Source organism: Pandoraea sp., assembly GCF_004297875.1.
Lineage (GTDB): Bacteria > Pseudomonadota > Gammaproteobacteria > Burkholderiales > Burkholderiaceae > Pandoraea.
Genome location: NZ_SCSK01000005.1, coordinates 40,988 through 56,060 on the forward strand (window position 1 = coordinate 40,988; position 15,073 = coordinate 56,060).

Annotated in this window: 12 protein-coding genes; 7 read left to right on the forward strand and 5 right to left on the reverse strand. The window is 63.6% G+C overall.

The window, feature by feature from the left end; genetic code table 11:
• Window positions 1-36 precede the first annotated feature (36 nt).
• On the forward strand, window positions 37-1,029 hold the full coding sequence (locus EPN80_RS02125; RefSeq protein WP_293023111.1) for a GGDEF domain-containing protein: 993 nt from the start codon (window positions 37-39) through the stop codon (window positions 1,027-1,029).
• Window positions 1,030-1,249: 220 nt separating this feature from the next.
• The gene (locus EPN80_RS02130; RefSeq protein ID WP_293023181.1) at window positions 1,250-1,585 is read left to right on the forward strand and encodes a hypothetical protein; all 336 of its coding nucleotides are present in this window, start codon (window positions 1,250-1,252) and stop codon (window positions 1,583-1,585) included.
• Between the two features lie 60 nt (window positions 1,586-1,645).
• Here EPN80_RS02130 and EPN80_RS02135 read toward each other — a convergent pair whose 3' ends face one another.
• Window positions 1,646-2,557: a bestrophin family protein gene (locus tag EPN80_RS02135; RefSeq protein WP_293023113.1), complete on the reverse strand. Its 912-nt coding sequence runs from the start codon at window positions 2,555-2,557 to the stop codon at window positions 1,646-1,648.
• 256 nt (window positions 2,558-2,813) lie between these two features.
• Here EPN80_RS02135 and EPN80_RS02140 point away from each other — a divergent pair, with 256 nt between their 5' ends.
• From EPN80_RS02140 to EPN80_RS02160, 5 genes are all read left to right on the forward strand, one after another.
• Window positions 2,814-3,212 carry a VOC family protein gene (locus EPN80_RS02140; RefSeq protein WP_293023115.1) on the forward strand — a complete coding sequence of 133 codons (399 nt, stop codon included), beginning with the start codon at window positions 2,814-2,816 and terminating at the stop codon, window positions 3,210-3,212.
• A 67-nt stretch (window positions 3,213-3,279) separates the two neighbouring features.
• Window positions 3,280-3,894, forward strand: coding sequence for a twin-arginine translocation signal domain-containing protein (locus EPN80_RS02145; protein WP_293023117.1), 615 nt, complete (start codon window positions 3,280-3,282; stop codon window positions 3,892-3,894).
• Window positions 3,895-3,918: 24 nt separating this feature from the next.
• Entirely contained in the window at window positions 3,919-5,505 is a 1,587-nt protein-coding gene (locus EPN80_RS02150; RefSeq protein ID WP_293023120.1) for a GMC family oxidoreductase, read from the forward strand.
• Window positions 5,506-5,642: 137 nt separating this feature from the next.
• The gene (locus EPN80_RS02155; protein WP_293023122.1) at window positions 5,643-6,224 is read left to right on the forward strand and encodes a DJ-1/PfpI family protein; all 582 of its coding nucleotides are present in this window, start codon (window positions 5,643-5,645) and stop codon (window positions 6,222-6,224) included.
• Window positions 6,225-6,300: 76 nt separating this feature from the next.
• On the forward strand, window positions 6,301-6,633 hold the full coding sequence (locus EPN80_RS02160; RefSeq protein WP_293023124.1) for a ribbon-helix-helix domain-containing protein: 333 nt from the start codon (window positions 6,301-6,303) through the stop codon (window positions 6,631-6,633).
• Between the two features lie 160 nt (window positions 6,634-6,793).
• On the opposite strand, the gene EPN80_RS02165 is transcribed toward EPN80_RS02160, so the two are convergent.
• From EPN80_RS02165 to EPN80_RS02180, 4 genes are all read right to left on the reverse strand, one after another.
• Window positions 6,794-9,136 (reverse strand): PAS domain S-box protein, encoded by a 2,343-nt coding sequence (locus tag EPN80_RS02165; protein WP_293023126.1) that lies wholly within the window; start codon window positions 9,134-9,136, stop codon window positions 6,794-6,796.
• Window positions 9,137-9,201: 65 nt separating this feature from the next.
• Complete coding sequence (locus tag EPN80_RS02170) at window positions 9,202-12,882, reverse strand: EAL domain-containing protein (RefSeq protein WP_293023128.1); 3,681 nt, start codon at window positions 12,880-12,882, stop codon at window positions 9,202-9,204.
• Window positions 12,883-13,139: 257 nt separating this feature from the next.
• Complete coding sequence (locus tag EPN80_RS02175) at window positions 13,140-14,459, reverse strand: HipA domain-containing protein (protein ID WP_293023130.1); 1,320 nt, start codon at window positions 14,457-14,459, stop codon at window positions 13,140-13,142.
• Window positions 14,452-14,745: a helix-turn-helix transcriptional regulator gene (locus tag EPN80_RS02180; protein ID WP_293023132.1), complete on the reverse strand. Its 294-nt coding sequence runs from the start codon at window positions 14,743-14,745 to the stop codon at window positions 14,452-14,454. The genes EPN80_RS02175 and EPN80_RS02180 overlap by 8 nt, the downstream gene beginning before the upstream one ends.
• Window positions 14,746-15,073 lie beyond the last annotated feature (328 nt).

The following is a 15,073-nucleotide window of genomic DNA, read 5'->3' on the forward strand; positions in this document are numbered from 1 at the left end:
ACGGGCACGACAGACTCAACGGGGATATCAATCATAATGAAGGGGTTCGAATCTCGCGGCAGTCGGGCCGATTATCTCGCCCGCGAAGTCCTGACAGCACAGTTGCAGGTCCTGCAGACCGGACTGCCTTTGACCGCCTGGGCGGTTTTCCAGCACAAGGGCGGTGACTGGCACGCATTGGCCGTCTCGGGCGAGGTCGGGAACACCGATCTTGCGTTACTTGCGCAAAGCATTCTCGACGGAGCGAGTGTCAACGACGACGATACAGCGCCCTTCGAATTTCGCCCGGCAAATGCCGCGGAGCTCGACTTGCTGGGCGCGCAGGCCGGCACATCGCGAATCTTTCGGGCCATCCTCACGCCCAGCGGCGGCCACAGCCGCGGCGCGTTGCTTGGATGGCTGCATGGCGGCACGCAGATGCCCACACCCGACACCCGCATTGTGATGCCGGCCTTGGCGAGCATGGTCGGCATAATGCACTTGCATGCCGAACTCATCACCACCGAACGGCTAGTGCTCGAGACGCGCCACGAAGACCTGCTCGACCCGCTGACCGGCACGCTCAACCGGACCGGCTGGGATCAATACCTGCAACAGATCGAGGCGGCACTCAAGGGGCGCGACGAAGACGCAATGATCACCGTGCTCGATGTCGACTACCTCAAGGCGGTCAATGAACGGGATGGCCGCGCCGCGGGCGACGAAATGCTGCGGCGCGCCGCCCAGACCATCCATGCCGTGCTGCGCCGCCGCGATTGCGTGGCCCGGCTCGGCGCCGACGAGTTTGCCATCTTGCTGCAGGACATCGCGCCGTCCGAGGCCGAAGCCCTTTCGGCGCGCCTGACGGCCGCGCTGAAATCGGTGGATATCAGTGTCTCGGTCGGACTGGCGATGAAATCCGAAGCCGGCTCGCTGAAAAAGGCGTTCGCGCTGGCCGACTCGAGCATGTACGCCAACAAGCGCAAGAAGCACGGCACGCCAGCCGCACGCACCGACGCCGAGATCGAGAGCCATGGGGCGGCGGTATGAAGCGGCCCGCTCCGGACGTTCGGCCGCGGCGATCAGACGGCGCATCGGTAAATCTTTACAGCTGGTTACAGACGTCACAGGCCGGTAGCACATGCCGCCCCGGCGCACCGCTAAATTGGGTGTGAACACATTGCCACGATCAGTGGCGCATTCACCCCAGGCGGTCTAAGGAGTTGGCATGAAAAAAGCAAATTATCTGATCGGCGTGGCGTTGGCCGCGATGTCGCTGGTCGCTCTCAACGCCCAGGCCCGCGGTGGCGGCATGGGCGCCGGGGTCGGCGCCGGCATGAGCGCCGGCGTGGACGGCGGTTCCATGGGATTGAGGGCCGGCGGCATGTCGAGCTCGCATATGAGCACCAGCGGCATGGCCAATACCAACGGCTTCTCGGCATCGGATCGGGATAACGGGATGGCGCGCGCGCAAGATCGCAGCAGCATGCACGCCAACCTGGCGGATTCCCGCACTCGCACGCGTTATACGCACACCCGCCACCACACCACTCAGCGCCACGAGGGCAAGCACGTGGCACATCAATACGGCCACGCGAGCAATTAACCTCGCGCTGCACCATCACGCTCGACGCCCCGCCCGGCACGCCCGACGGGGCGCAGTGCGTCAAATCAGTAAATAGTTCTGCGGCTCGTTGATTGGCGGCAACGCGCGCTCGCCCAGCATTTCCAGCAGCGACGCCTGGATGCTTTCGCTCATGGCATTGAGCGGCAAGTCGTTCGCATCGGTGCCGAATGGCTCCTCGATCTCCGCGCTCAACGCTTCCAGCGCAAAGAACGTGTAGGCAATAAACGTCACCACGACCGGCGTCATCAAGCCGATCGAGTCAACCAGACCGAACGGTAGCAACAGGCAATACAGATACACAGTCCGATGAATGATCACCGCATAGGTGAAAGGAATCGGCGTGCCGGCAATCCGCTCGCAGCCGCCGAGCATATCGGTCAGATACCCCAGATGGGTTTCCATAGTCTGCGCGAGCGCCGGCGCCAGAACGCCCTCGCGGCGCCGCTCGCGCATCCACTCGCCGGCCATCAGCAGAAGCATCGCTGGCTGAAAACGCAGACCCTCCAGCCGAGCCCGATCGGCCGACTCGAGCCAGCATGCCAGATCGTCGCTCGCGTCGGTGCCCCGCAACTGATGGCGCAACGCATGAACGAACGCAATCAGGCGGTAGACGAATGCCTTGGCTGGCATAGGATCGTCGACCACGGTGAGCGCCTGGCGCGCCAGCGAGCGGGTTTGGTTGAGCACGCCACCCCACAACACCCGTGCTTCCCAATAGCGCGCATAACTGGTGCTGTTGCGAAAGCCGAGAAAAATCGCGAGTGTCAGGCCGATCAGCGAAAACGGCACGAAATTCAGCGACACCTTCCACGCGAAAAGGCGCCCGTGCGCGAGTGTCACCATCACGGCAAATGCCATGGTCAGCAACAGTTGCGGCAGGATTTCGGGTAACACCGAGCCCCGCAGGACAAAAAGCATGCGAAACCAGTGAAGGCGAGGACGAACGATCATAGTTGTCAGACCCAACATGAAACGCCGCACGCTCACGTGGCGATGCGGCGCAAAAAAGCCTGCCGGCGATGCGCCGAAGCGCGACTCGCGGGCAGCCGCATTATAGGATGAGTGCGCCACATCGGCTCAGCGAGCGCTGGCGCCGCGCCTTTCTCCTGCATGCCCGGCAACCCCGGGAAATCCCCTAGGCCAATTTAGCCAGGCATTACCTTCGCACCGATCGGCATTCCTAAAATCGTGCTCAAGGAGGTGCCGAATGGCCAAATTGATTCACACCATGATCCGCGTGCTGGACCTCGACAAATCGCTGCGCTTTTATGAAACGGCGTTCGATTTGCATATCTCGCACCGACTCGATTTTCCCGATTTCTCGCTGGTCTACCTGCGCAATGCCGAGGCCGACAATGAGATCGAGCTGACCTGGAACAAGTCGCGCACGGCGCCTTACACCCATGGCGACGGTTATGGGCATGTAGCCGTTTGCGTCGACAACGTCGCTTCGGCCCATCAGCGCATGCGGGAGCTTGGCTTCAACCCGGCCGATATCCGCGAGTTTCACGACGGCGCCAACCAGTTGCTGGCACGCTATTTCTTCGTTCAGGATCCCGACGGTTACAAGATAGAAGTGCTGGAGCGCCACGGCCATTATCAGTGAGGCCGGGTAGGAAGTGGTCGACATTCATAGAACAGCAGTCCCCCCATCAAAAATTCAGGAGACAAACATGAAACGTGCTGTGATTCCGATCCAGGCGGATGATTGCCGGGGTCCCGTCGAAAGTATCGCTGCCATCCGGCTTACGCGCCGCAGTCTGCTCAAGGGCGCCGGCATTCTGACGGGCACCCTGGCGGTTTCGTCGACGCTGGCGATGGTGGCGCCCAGCCGCGTGTGGGCGCTCGAAATGTCGTCGTTCGATGCGCATCAGGGCGCGGTCATCCTGGCCTTCACGCGCCACCTCTATCCGCACAAGGGGCTCGAGGACGCCGTCTATGCGCTGGTCGTCAAGGCGCTGGATCAAAAGGCCAAGGCCGATTCGGCCAACAGGAAAACGCTGCTGGCTGGCGTCAAGCGGCTCGACGGCATCGCCGGCACCAATTGGCTCAAGCGTTCGGCGTCGCTGCAGGCGGTCGACGTGGCATCGATGGAGGGCGACCCGTTTTTCGAACTGGTCAGGAGCACCGCGGTGGTCTCCCTGTACAGCAACACCATGGCCTATGCCCATTTCGGCTACGGCGGGGAAGAAGGCGACGGCGGCTACCTGCACAAGGGATTCGACGATCTGGCCTGGCTGCCCAATCCTCCCGCCGAAGACAGCGGGCCGATCCCCCAGGATAGCTAAATAGACTTATTGCAGGAGACATCGATGGACGCGAACTACAACAAAATCAATTTCTCGCTCGACGATGACCATGTGGTCGTCATCATCGGGTCCGGCGCCGGCGGCGGCACGCTCGCCAATGAGCTTGCCCAGAAAGGCGTCGACGTAGTCGTGCTGGAGGCCGGAAAGCTGCTCAACCGGGGCGACTTCATCGCCGACGAGTGGCCCGCCTTCCAGCAGCTTTCATGGCTCGATAAGCGCACCACCTCGGGATCGTGGCGCGTTGCCCGCGATTTCCCCAACCTGCCGGCATGGATTTGCAAGACTGTGGGCGGCACCACCGTTCACTGGGCCGGCGCCAGCCTGCGCATCCAGCCGCATGAGTTCAAGGCGCGCACGACCTACGGCGCGCTGCCCGGCGCCAACCTGCTGGACTGGCCGGTCACGCGCGAGGAGCTCGACCCGTATTACGCGCGCGCCGAAAACAAAATGGGCGTGACTCGCACCAACGGCATTCCCGGCTTGCCCGGCAACAACAACTTCAAGGTGATGCACGCCGGCGCGAGCAAGCTCGGCTACAAGGAATGCAACACCGGGCATATGGCGATCAACAGCCAGGTTCGCGATGGCCGCAGCCACTGCTTTCAGCGCGGCTTCTGCTTTCAGGGATGCCGCACCGGCGCCAAGTGGTCGACCCTCTATACGGAAATCCCTCACGCGCAAGCCACCGGCCATATGGAGTTGCGCACGCAAACGCACGTCGTGCGCATCGAACACGACATGCACGGCAATGCGTCGGCGGTGCTCTATTACGACGCCCAGGGCAAGCTGCAGCGTCAGAAGGCCCGCGTGGTGAGCGTGGCGGGCAATTCGATCGAGTCGCCGCGCCTGCTGCTCAATTCGGAATCGGCACTGTTCCCCAACGGACTGGCCAATTCGTCGGGCCAGGTCGGACGCAACTATATGCGGCATACCACCGCGTCGGTCTATGGCGTGTTCGAAAACAAGGTCGACATGTACAAGGGCACGACGATGGCCGGCATCATCAGCGACGAGGCAGGGTTCAATCCGAGTCGGGGCTTCGTGGGCGGCTATCACATGGAAACGATCTCGCTGGGGTTGTCGTTCTACGCGGCCTTCCTCAACCCGGGCGCGTGGGGCACGAACTTCACGCAGGCGATGGACGAATACGCTCACACCGCCGGGATGTGGATCGTCGGCGAAGACATGCCGCGCGAGACCAACCGCATCACCCTGAATTCGGCGGTCAAGGACCAATACGGCATGCCGGTGGCCAATGTGCATTTCGACGACCACCCCAACGACGAAGCGATGCGCGCTCACGGGTTGCGTCAAGGTTCGGCGGTCTATGAAGCGGTCGGGGCCAAGCGCGTCTATCAGGTACCGCCCTACCCGTCCACGCACAACCTCGGCACCTGCCGGATGAGCGCGCGCGCGGCCGATGGCGTGTGCAACAAATTCGGCCAGACGCACGACGTGAAGAATCTGTTCATCTCCGACGGCAGCCAGTTCACCACCGGTGCCGCGGAAAACCCGACGCTCACGATTGTCACGCTCGCCATCCGGCAGGCCGAACACATCGCCGAGCAAATGCGTCAGCGCGTGATCTGATGGAAAGCCGGGCGGATGCATAGCGACTCGGCCTGAGCAGGGGCGGCAACGGCGGGCAGCCGCCGCATCAGAGTTCGATGCGGCGATTGCCCGCACGGCGCGCCGCTGCAGGCCGCTTTTCATTGGAGAAAGACGTCATGGCGCAGAAAAAAATATTGATGCTGGTCGGCGATTTTGCCGAGGATTACGAGGTAATGGTGCCGTTCCAGATGCTGCTGATGGTGGGCCACACGGTCCATGCGGTGTGCCCTGGCAAGTCATCCGGGCAAGCCATCAAGACGGCGATACATGATTTCGAGGGCGACCAGACCTACTCTGAGAAGCGCGGCCACAACTTCACGCTCAACGCCGATTTCGCCGCGGTGCGCGCGCAAGACTACGATGCGCTGGTGATCGCCGGAGGCCGCGCGCCGGAGTACCTGCGGCTCAACCCGCAGGTCATCGCCATCGTGAAACACTTCATGAGCGAGGGCAAGCCGACTGCGGCCGTGTGCCATGGCGCGCAGATTCTGGCTGCCGCCAATGTGCTGGCGGGGCGCAAATGTTCGGCGTATCCTGCTTGTCAACCCGAGGTGGAACTGGCTGGCGGCATCTATCAGGCGATCGGTCTCGATCAGGCGGCGGTCGACGGCAATCTGGTCACCGCGCCCGCGTGGCCGGCCCATCCTCGATTCATCGCGGAATTTCTGAAAGTACTGGGCACGCAAATCACGCCGTGATTGCGACGCTGGCGCCAACGTCCACGTCCCGCACATGCTCGCGGCGGGGCACGACATTCGAGTGAGGAGGCACGCCATGTGCAATGTCTATGTGAAGGCAGATCCGATGCTTTACGAGTCCCGAACACGCTCGCTGCGTGTGCACGGCGTGATCACTACGGTCAGGTTGGAAAATCTCTTCTGGGATGTGCTCCACGATATTGCCGAGCGCGAGAATCTGACCACCAGCCAGTTCGTCGTCAAACTGTATGACGAACTCACTACCCTGCGTGGCGAAGTGACCAATTTCGCGTCGTTTCTGCGCGTGTGCTGCTTGCGGTACCTGGCATCGCGCGAGCAGGAGCGCTCGCCCGCGGCCGAAGCCAAAGGGCAGGCGGTCGCGCCACTGCGTCAGATCAAAAGCGCCTGATGCCCGGCGCGTTGCCGGCCGCCAACGCCGGCTCACGCTGATTCGGGCATCTCGTCGTCGGCCTCGGCGCCACGACCCCGCGTAGCATCGCGTGCGGCCTGGTGCCTTATCAAGCCGGGCGCGACGGACAATCCCCGTTGCCAGGCCGCCCCGCGCAGGCTTAGCCGCAGGCTTGCGACGCCAACCCTCCCGGCTCGGCCGAGGGATCGCTCGGATCGGACAACACGATTTGATTCCTGCCCGCGGCCTTGGCCTGATACATCGCCGCGTCGGCGCGGGCCAGCAGGCGGCTTGCGCTCTCGCCGCTGTCGACGTAATAGAGCGCCACGCCAATGCTGGTCGAGAGCCGGATCGGGACCCCGCCGATCACATGCGCGGCGCTGATTTTTTCGCGCAACTTGTAAGCCACGCTCTTGGCATCGCACAGGCCGTTCTTCAGGTGTTCGAGAATCACGATGAACTCGTCGCCGGCCAATCGTGCGACACGGTCGGTCTCGCGAATCGACGCGTGCAGCGTGGCGGCAAACCACTGCAAGACCTGGTCGCCGAACTCATGCCCGCGCGCGTCGTTGAGCTGCTTGAAGCCGTCGAGATCCATGAACAGCAGCGCCATGTGGTGCTGCTGGCGGCGTGTGCGGGCCATGGTTTCCTTTAGCATCGTCATGAAGGCGCGCCGGTTCGGCAAGCCGGTGAGCGCATCGTGGTGCGCTTCGAATTCGAGTTGCTGTTGCAGTTGCTTGCGCTCGGAGACGTTTTGCCCGAGCACATAAAAGCCGGCCACGCGGCCCTCGGCATCGATGTCAGGCACGAACGACGAATGTATCCAGATCGTCCCCCAGCGGGCCGGCATCTCGTATTCGACGCTCACGTGCTCGCCGCGCAATACCCGCTGAACGTCCGGCTCCAATTGCTCGAACAATCCGGTGCCCCAAAGATCGCGAACATGCATGCCGTCGAGCCCGCCGGGCAGCACGTCGAACCACTGTTCGTGGACGCGATTGTGGAAGCGATAGTGCAGATCGGGGCCGATATAGGCAATCATCGCCGGCACGTTGTCGAGCACCGTCTTCAATTGCGCGCGACTCTCGCGTATGCTGGCCTCGCTTGCCTTGCGCTCGCTGATGTCGCGCAGGAACGCATTGATGCGCAGGCGGCCGCCAACGCGGCTGGCGCCGAGCGTGACCTCCACCGGAAAAGCGGTGCCGTCGCGCCGCAGGCCGGTCGCCTCGATACGCTGGCCCAAAAGAGTCCGCTCGCCGCTGCGCGCAAAGCGCTCGAGCGCGCTTCGATACTCCTGGCGCATTGCCGGCGGAACGATTTTCTCGATCAGCGCCGCGCCAACGGCTTCGGCCTTGGGCCAGCCGAAAATCTGCTCGGCGGCCGCATTCCAGGTCGTGATCGTGCCTTGTTCGTCGGTCTCGACAAAGGCGTCGATGGCATTCTCCAGCGTGCCGCGAAAACGCTCCTGCTCCTGCGTCAGTTCGCGCTGAAAGATCTTGCGGCGCTCGATTTCGGCGTTCAGCTCGCGCACCGCCGCGCTCAACTCGCTGGTGCGCCGAACCACCCGCCGCTCGAGTTCGGCGCGCAACGCCGCCAGCTCCTGCTCGGTGCGCTTGCGTTGGCCGATATCGCTGACGGCCGAGATGCAGTACAGCGGCTTGCCGTCCTCGTCGCGCATCACCGAGGTGACAACCTGCACCCAGATCACTCGTGCGTCCGCGCCGATGAAGCGCTTCTCCAGCGCGTAGGTTTCGATTTCGCCCGCCAGCAGTTGCTTGAATAGCGCGACATTGTGGGGCACGTCGTCGGGATGCGTGAGCTGCTCGAAGTTGGCGGCCAGCAAGGTCGCCCGATCATGTCCGAGCATCGCGCACAGGCGGTCGTTGACATGCCACCAGCGCCCCTCGACCGAAAGCAGCGCAAGCCCCACCGCGGCCTGATTCACGGTGCGCTCGAACAGCGTCTCGGTAGTCGCCAGCGAGCGGCGTGTACGCTCGGCGTCGCGCCGCTCCTCGATCAGATGGAAATACTGCTCGACCATCGCGCCAAGATCGCGCAGGCAATCGGCGTCGTCCGGACCGAAACGACGCGGCTGCCGGTCGATCAGGCACAGCGTGCCCAGCGCGTGGCCGCTGCGGGAGTACACCGGCACGCCCGCGTAGAAGCGCAGGTGCGGCGGGCCGCACACCAACGGATTGTCGGCAAAGCGCGCATCCTCGCGCGTATCGGCGACCACCATCGGCACGCCCGGCCGATTCAGGATCGCATGTGCGCAAAACGATACGTCGCGCGCGGTCTGCCGCACCGCCATGCCCACCCGCGAGATGAACCACTGGCGCTCGGCGTCAATGAGCGTTACCAGCGAGATCGGCAGCTGAAAATGCCGTGCGGCAAGGCGCGTGATGCGATCGAGTTCCTCGACGGGCTCGCTGTCCAGCACGTCGAGCGCCAGCAGTGTCTGGATGCGCTGCGCCTCGTCGTCTGGGTGTGCCGGAATGATCATGGTCTTGATGTCGTATTGTTATTTGTATTCGTTGCTTGAACCAGCGTTGCCACGTGGCGGCGCGGCTAGTCGGGCCCCCAGTGTTCGGTCGCGCTGATGCGCTCGAGCAGTTCGGCCAGCGGCATCGGCCGGCCGAAATAATAACCCTGCCCGATGTCGCACCCGATCAGGCGTAGCATCTCGAGCGTGCGGCGGTCTTCGATGCCCTCGGCGATCACCTCGCAGCCAAGGTTCTGCGCCAGACTGACGATCGACTTGACGATCGTCATGTCGCCCGGCGAATCGAACATGCGGCGCACGAAGCTCTGGTCGATCTTGATGCCGTCCACACCCAGCGCCTGCAGATAGCCCAACGATGAATAGCCGGTGCCAAAATCGTCGATCGATACCTTGATGCCGCCGGCGCGGATTCGCTCCAGCACATCGCGCGAGCGCAGCGGATCGAGCATGATCGCGCTCTCGGTGACTTCCAGTTCGAGGTGGCACGGCGCCAACCCCACTTCGTCGAGAATGGCATGCAGCGCCTGCGGGAAATCCTCGTCGAGCAGATTTCGGGTCGAAACATTGATGCACACCGAGATTTCGCAACCGCGCTGCTGCATGCTGCGGCACGCCAGGGCCGCCTCGCGGGCCACCCACCGCGTGAGCGGATGAATCATGTCGCCAAGCTCGACGAACTGAATAAATTCGCCCGGCAGTATCAGGCCGCGCGTCGGGTGCCGCCAGCGCAGCAACGCCTCGGCCCCGACGATGCGCCCCGTGCCAAGATCGACCTTGGGCTGGAAAAACAACTCGAACTGGTTCTGCGCCAGGGCCAGCTTGACATCGGAAGTCAGCGCCAGGCGCTCCTGCGAGTTGGGGTCCTTGCTGCGCTCGTAGACCGACACACCGCGTCCCTCCTGCTTGGCGGCGTACATGGCCACGTCGGCGCAGCGCAGCAGGCTGCCTGCGTCGTTGCCATGCAGGCCGGCAATCGCAATGCCGATGCTCGCGTCAATCTGCAGGCGCGCGCCCTGGATGTCGAACGGCTGTCGCACATAGCCGAGCAAATCGTGGGCGATTTGCTGGAGCGCCGGCACGTTCTCGGCGCCGGTGACGATAAAGGCGAATTCGTCGCCGCCCAGGCGCACTACGATGTCGCCGGGGCGTTGCAGACTCACGAGCCGCTCGGCCAGCTTGGCCAGCAATTGGTCGCCGGCCTGGTGACCGAGGGTGTCGTTGACTTCCTTGAAACGGTCGAGATCCATCAGCATCAGCGCGCTCACGCGCCCATACTGGCTGTCCGCCTCGATCGCGCGCCTGGCCGCCTCGGCCAGCAATGCGCGGTTCGGCAGGCCGGTGAGCGCGTCATGCGTGGCCTGATGCTGCAATGCAGCCCGCTGTGCCTTGCGCTCGGTGATATCGAAGAAAGTGACCACCGCGCCGACCAGCGCGCCGTCCTGGCGCATCGGGTATGACCAGTATTCGACCGGTATGGCCGCGCCGTCGCGGCGCCAGAACACTTCGTCATCCTTATGCGCCGGCGTCGGCTGCAGCGAAGTCCGGCAGATCGGACAATCCTCGCGCGGATAGCCGCTGCCGTCGACGCGCGTGTGATGCACCAGGTCGTGCATCGACTTACCCAGCAGTTCCTCCTCGCGCTCGAAGCCGAGCAGTGTGATGCAGGCGCGATTGACAAAGGTGCATCGCCCTGCCGTGTCGATCCCGTAAATCGCCTCGGCGGTCGACTCGAGCAACAGTTCGAGTTGCCGGTCCCGTTCGGCCAGCGCGGCGATCGCCCGCCGGGTCGACGTCACGTCCTGCAATAGCAGCAATTGCGCGTCGCGCTGCTGGAAACGGATGCGGAACGTCTTGACCCGCACGTCGATGCACTCGCCGGATTTCTTTCGGTGGCGCCAGATCCCCCGATCGATGTAGGATGCGTTGTCCTGAGGTTCAACCGCACCCGCCTCGTCGTCGACGGGCAATTGCTGAATGTCGGCCAGCGACAGCGTCAGGAACTCCTCGCGGGTGAAGCCGTAGCCCAGAATAGCCGCATCGTTGACGGCGAGAATTTTGCGGGTTTCGGCGTCGTGGATCCACATCGGATTCGGATTGCGCTCGAATAGATACCGGTACTCATGTTCCGACTCGACCAGGGCGCGCTTGGCCTGAGTCTGCTCGATCGCGATCGCCGCGAGTCCGCCGGCCAGCTCGACCAGCTCGAGCTCCTGCAGCGCGGGGCGGCGCACCTCCCGGTAATAGACCGCAAGCGTGCCGAGCACGCGGTTGGTCGAAGCGAAGATGGGTGTCGACCAGCACGCGCGCAGGCCATGACGCAGCGCCAGCGCCTTGTAGTCGGCCCAGCGCGGGTCGGCATCGATATCGGCCGCGACCACGAGTTGGCCCGTGTAGGCGCTGGTGCCGCAGGAGCCGACGTTGGGCCCGATCGCCACGCCGTCGATGGCCGCCATGTAATCGGGCGGCAACGCCGAGGCTGCGGCGTGCGTCAGGCGCCTGCCCTGCGTGTCGAGCAGCATGATCGAACAGACCGCGCCGGGGATATAAGTCTGCGCGAACTCGACGATCTCCTGGAAGATCGTCGAGTTCGGCTTGCCGGCGCTGACGAGTTGCAGGATGCGGTTCTGCGCGCTCAGGCGCGACGAGATCGATTGCAACCGCTCCATCTGCGATTCGATCTGGTCGGCCATCTGGTTGAAATCCCGGGCCAGCCGGCCCAGCTCGTCGTGTGATTCGGCGTTGCGCGCGCGCGACTTGAAATCCCCCGCCGCGAACTTGCCCATCGCGCCGGCCAGCTCCTTGATCTGCTTGAGCACGAAGGCTTCGGCACCCAGCCAGCCCGCCAGCAACGCGGCCAGCACCACCCCGATCAGGCCGGCAACGTTACCGCGATAGCGCGCCTGGGCGGCGCCCACCAGCCGACTCACCGGATAGCCGAGCGCGATCGTCAAGCCATGCGGGTCATCCGGCAAGCCGGCGGCTGCGTAGCTGAAAATCCATTGCTCGCCGGCGAGTTTTTCATCGACAGTGCCGCTCAGGTGTTCAAGACTGCGGTGGAACACCTCTGCGCTGACCGGCGCCGGCACGGCGGGCTGCGTCTGCGTCGCGTATTTGGCGAGCAGTTGGCCATTGCGGTCGAACATCAGCAGCAGCGCCTCGCGCCCGGGCGGCAGGGCATCGACCGTGGACTGCAGCGACGACAGCCGTAACGCCGCATACACGATTGCCGTTACCCGGCCCTGCGCATCGACCAATGGGTAGCCGATGCCGACGCTGGGCAAGCCGGTGACCCGCCCGATCTGGTATTCGCCAATGGCGAAATCCTTGGCGCGCAGCGCGCGCTGAAAGTAAGCGCGATCCCTGAGGTTGACATTTGGCTTGACAGGCAGGGCGCTACACAGAATCTCGCCCGAGATCGAGGCGACCCCCATGTTGCTGTAGCGCGGGTTTTTGGCGATAAACTGGCTCATGAAGGCCGAACAGCGCGGCCAGTTGCGGTTAGCGACCACGGGTGTCGCGGCCATCGAGGAGAGCACCTCCTTGGTGCTGTTGACCAGCCACCCGTGATAGTCGGCCGCCAGCTGGACCATCCGGATCGCCTCGGCCTGCTCGGCGCGACCCAAGTCATCGCGCTCGCGCGAGGCGTTATAGGTAAGCAGCGCAATGGCAGGCACCGCTGCCAACACCACCAGCAGCAGCAACCTTACCCGCAATCCCCTGAACCAGCGTGTTGAGAACTTTCGCACTGGATTGGCCCCGTTGCTCCCTTCTTCTTGGGTTCGACATTGAGACTATCGTCGGACAGGGAGTCGTCAAACTTTTGAGTCGATCAATTTGCATCACATGCCGCATGCGGCTCGATGGTTTTCCTGGGTGGCATGTCTCCGCGGGTAGGGTCGGGAGTGCGCGCAGCGCGCGATACGGCAGTGTACCTCGTTTGGATACCGGTGCGATATCTCCTAAGGTGGTGTCCGAACGGCGTGCCGGTCCGACGCGGGCTGCGCTAGGCGCGCGGCCTGACCTCCCTGGCCAGCGGCAGGCTTGCCAGACGATGGCCGATCACCGAGCGCAGCGCGGGCGGTGCATCCAGTTCGTCGAGCAAGCGCGGCCAATGCGCGCGCGCCTGCGCCACCGCGTCCCTGACAGCCGCCGTGGCGATACGCCGCGGCACGCCGGCCTGCTCGGCGATCTGCCCGTAGGTCGCCAGGGTCTCCTCGCGTTGCAGGCGATCGATCGCGACGTTCTGGCCATATGCCGCGAAACCAGGTAGCGCCGCCACACAGACGATGTCGTAGGCGGGCGACAATGCCGGCAAGCGCCCGTTGGGGTACACCACCGAGAAATTCTTCAGGTGAGCGTCGCTGTTGCCGATCAGCGCATTGACCGCCTGCCGCAGAAAAAACTGACGGACATGTTCGACGCCGCTCTGGCTGAGCCGGTACAGCACGGCAACGAACTGCACGTAGGCATCAGGCCCGGCATACTTGGCCGCCGGCATGCGCCCCAGCACCTGGCAGGCATCCTCCGCGTGGACGCGGGCGCTCGGCGTGCGATCGAAGCGGTCGACCGCGAGGTAGCGCAAATTTTCACCCAGCGACGCGGCGAGGCCATCGACCTCGATCGTCGAGAGCGGCAGCACCGTGTTCGGCGCGACGTCGACGCCAGCGGCAGCGGCCAGCCGCATGCAAATCGACTCGTTGATGATTTGCGAGTCGTCGCCCCTGGCTGGCAGCTTGGCGATCACATCGGAGAGCCGGCCGCGCGACGGCAGGGTATAGCGACGGCCCTGCTCGGCGGTCGACAGGGCCAGCTTGTTTTGCACCCCCGAGACGGACGCCGCGCCCTGGGTGGCCCCCTCGACGACACAGACTTCGAGATTGTCGGCGCCACCGGTCACGCCATACGCGCGCACCGCCGCCGGCAAGGCGTCGAGATCGGCCGGCACCACCACCACCGCGCCCGGCAAATCTTCGCCGGCTGAGGCCAGGACGCCGAAATCGTCCCTGTCGCCGGGGTTGTGGCGCGTGAGTTCGAGCCGCTTGCGCAACTCGCCCTCGGGCAGTAACCCCGCGAAATACGGCGGCAGCGCATGGCCGGTGTTGTAGAGCGCCGGATGGAACGGGTTGTCGAACACCTCCGCGGTGGCGCGGCGGCCCGCTTCGGTCGGCACCGAGATCGACAGGCTCAGCGTCGGCCGCTGCGGATCGGCGCGAAACGCTTCGGACGGCACGAAACGCACATTGCCGCCGGCCTCGCACAAATGACCGCACAGACGGCCATAAAGCCATACCTCCAGATAGCGCGGGTGAAGCGCCTCACTCATGCTCGCCCGCCAGGAAAATGTCGACCGCGCCGCGGGCCGTGCGGTCCGCCCCGCCGCCCTTGCCGGCCAGCACCTGCCGGACTTCCGCCACATGCTCGTTGGGAACCAGCACCCACTCGGCATTGAGCGACGAGGCCAGCGCCTCGAGCGTTGAGGCCCGGCTATCCTTCTTGCCCAGCAAGATGGCCGACACATTCGGCACCGCCATGCCGAGCAGGCGCCCGACCTCGGCCAGACTCATCCGACGGTGCTCCCGTAACGCCCGGCATTGAGAGATTAATGACATAAAATCAATTTATACATTAAATGATTCTATAATATAACTATGATGCCAAGCACAGCAAGATATGTATTATTTTATAGAATCTTTTCAATGGCGCATTGATTTTATAGAATCTTTTTTATGCAAGGTGATAGGCCGTGCGCTTTTTCATCGCATGGATGACGCAGGCGCCGAATGAAGCCATGTTGCAGCGCGGCGTATTGCCGCACTCCCTCGTCGTTCGATAGCTTCAGAGGCAATCGGAATTGTCCTATAAGTCCAATAAATATCAACGGTTTATTGATCTTGAGCAAAGATTATCCCGATAACCGCCGCGTCCTTTTGACGCACG

Bases quoted from the DNA above. Each gene is read 5' to 3' on its own strand.
- EPN80_RS02130 (WP_293023181.1), top strand. From the start codon at position 1,250: ATGTCGCTGGTCGCTCTCAACGCCCAGGCCCGCGGTGGCGGCATGGGC.
- EPN80_RS02180 (WP_293023132.1), bottom strand. From the start codon at position 14,745: ATGTCATTAATCTCTCAATGCCGGGCGTTACGGGAGCACCGTCGGATG.
- EPN80_RS02150 (WP_293023120.1), top strand. From the start codon at position 3,919: ATGGACGCGAACTACAACAAAATCAATTTCTCGCTCGACGATGACCAT.
- EPN80_RS02135 (WP_293023113.1), bottom strand. From the start codon at position 2,557: ATGATCGTTCGTCCTCGCCTTCACTGGTTTCGCATGCTTTTTGTCCTG.
- EPN80_RS02155 (WP_293023122.1), top strand. From the start codon at position 5,643: ATGGCGCAGAAAAAAATATTGATGCTGGTCGGCGATTTTGCCGAGGAT.
- EPN80_RS02165 (WP_293023126.1), bottom strand. From the start codon at position 9,136: ATGATCATTCCGGCACACCCAGACGACGAGGCGCAGCGCATCCAGACA.
- EPN80_RS02145 (WP_293023117.1), top strand. From the start codon at position 3,280: ATGAAACGTGCTGTGATTCCGATCCAGGCGGATGATTGCCGGGGTCCC.
- EPN80_RS02140 (WP_293023115.1), top strand. From the start codon at position 2,814: ATGGCCAAATTGATTCACACCATGATCCGCGTGCTGGACCTCGACAAA.
- EPN80_RS02175 (WP_293023130.1), bottom strand. From the start codon at position 14,459: ATGAGTGAGGCGCTTCACCCGCGCTATCTGGAGGTATGGCTTTATGGC.
- EPN80_RS02160 (WP_293023124.1), top strand. From the start codon at position 6,301: ATGTGCAATGTCTATGTGAAGGCAGATCCGATGCTTTACGAGTCCCGA.
- EPN80_RS02125 (WP_293023111.1), top strand. From the start codon at position 37: ATGAAGGGGTTCGAATCTCGCGGCAGTCGGGCCGATTATCTCGCCCGC.